Origin of the sequence: Trebonia sp., from assembly GCF_049794275.1 — a bacterium.
Lineage (GTDB): Bacteria > Actinomycetota > Actinomycetes > Streptosporangiales > Streptosporangiaceae > Trebonia.
In genome coordinates, this window is record NZ_JBARCR010000979.1 from 1 (window position 1) to 1,732 (window position 1,732).

Here is a 1,732-nt window from a genome sequence, read left to right on the forward strand (position 1 = left end):
ACCCGGCCGGGATCAGGTCGGCCAGGCCGTCGCCCGAGGACGGCAGCGGCGGCAGGAACAGCACCGCGGCGGCCACCGCCACGGCCCAGCCGAGGATGAGCGGAAACCGCAGCCCGACAACGAGATACGCGAATGCCTTCGCCACGAATGCCGCGACTACCCGGGATCAGCCGCTTTAGGCCGGGCCAGGGTTGCCGAGAAGCCACGCGTCCGTTCGGGATAAGGATTTTGATCATTCCGAACGGGCCCGTGGCGTCTCCCCGGCGGCAGGCTGAGCCAGGACGGGGCGACCGGGTTAGGGTGATAGCGCGGGATGGCAGTCGGGGCTATCGCTAGCAGAGACTCGCGAAAGAAGATGAAACCTAATGACCGTGCTGGTCGGCCGCCGCGAATCATTCAACGCAGCACATCAGCTGTACGACCCGGACCTGTCGGACGACGAGAACCGGCGACTGTTCGGGAAGTGCGTGAATCTGCACGGGCACAACTATGTCCTCGAGGTCGTCGTGGCCGGCGAGGTCGACCATGCCACCGGCTACGTCGTGGACTTGAAGGTGCTGTCGAACGTCATCAAGACGCATGTCATCTGCGACGTGGATCACCACAACCTCAATACCGACGTCCCGTGGCTGAAGGGTCTCATCCCCACGTCGGAAAACCTGGCCCAGGCCATCTGGGATCGCCTCGGCCCGGAAGTGCCCGCCGGAGTCCTGCGAGCGGTGCGTATCTGGGAGACCGACAAGAACTGGGCTGAAGTGAGTGACCAGGCCTGACGCTGCCGCCGGCCCGCGTCCGGCCTTGCTGAGCCGGTACACGGCCGCGGACTTGCGAGTGTTCACCCCTGACGAGGCGAGCCGGTTCACCCCGCACGGCGCCGGCGATCCGCACCAGGACGCGGTGCTGGCCTGGGAACTGCTCTACCGGCTTGAACCGCGGCTGTACGACCGGCTGGCCAGCGCCGAGCGGCTCCACCCTGGGGTCGTGAACTGGCTGCCACGCGACGTGGACCAGATCGTCGAGGTCGGCGCGGGCACTGGGCGGCTCACGATGGAGCTCATCGGGCGCGGGCGCCGCGTCACCGCGGTGGAGCCGGCGCTCCCGTTGCGCCGGATCCTGCGCCGGAAGATCGCGGCAGCCGGCTGCCTGCAGCGGGTCCGGCTGATGCACGGGTACTTCGACCAGCTGCCGCTGCCCGACGATTTCGCCACCCTGGTCGTCTCCTGCTCCGCCTTCACCCCCGCGCCGGAACACGGCGGCGAGGCAGGCCTGTCCGAAATGGAGCGAGTGTGCAAGCCAGGCGGATGCGTGGCCATCATCTGGCCGAACCACCTCGACTGGCTCGCCGACCGCGGCTACCGGTATCTCAGCTTTCCCGGACCGATGTCCGTCGAATTCAGCAGCCACCGCGAGGCGGCGGAGCTCGCCGAGATCTTCTACCCGCAGGCGGCCGACGAGGTAAGGCGGCACGGCTGGCGGCGGATTCCCTTCGAGGTGCTTGGCGTCAATCCGCCGCGGGATCTGGCCTATAAGGTGCTCGCGCCATGAAGATCGCGATCATGGCTCCGCTGGTGACGGCCATCCGCGAGCCGCAGCTTGGCGGGTCGCAGGCGTTCGTGGCCGATCTGGCCCGCGGCCTGGCCGGCCGGGGACACGACGTGGACGTCTACGCCGCATCAGGATCGCGGATCGACGGCGTCAAGCTGATCGACACCGGAGTGGATCCCCGCGCGCT

General features: G+C 68.0%; 3 protein-coding genes. All 3 read left to right on the forward strand.

Features of this window, described 5'->3' with window-relative positions; translation table 11 throughout:
- The first annotated feature begins 365 nt into the window (after positions 1–365).
- Positions 366–773, forward strand: coding sequence for a 6-pyruvoyl trahydropterin synthase family protein (locus tag WA805_RS24925; RefSeq protein ID WP_422272677.1), 408 nt, complete (start codon positions 366–368; stop codon positions 771–773).
- A complete protein-coding gene (locus WA805_RS24930) occupies positions 760–1,545 on the forward strand; it encodes a class I SAM-dependent methyltransferase (RefSeq protein ID WP_425243544.1) in 786 nt (261 codons plus the stop codon). Before WA805_RS24925 ends, WA805_RS24930 begins: the two co-directional genes overlap by 14 nt.
- Positions 1,542–1,732: hypothetical protein (locus tag WA805_RS24935; protein ID WP_425243545.1), on the forward strand; the 191-nt coding region annotated here is incomplete at its 3' end. The genes WA805_RS24930 and WA805_RS24935, both read left to right, overlap by 4 nt.

Bases quoted from the DNA above. Each gene is read 5' to 3' on its own strand.
- WA805_RS24925 (WP_422272677.1), top strand. From the start codon at position 366: ATGACCGTGCTGGTCGGCCGCCGCGAATCATTCAACGCAGCACATCAG.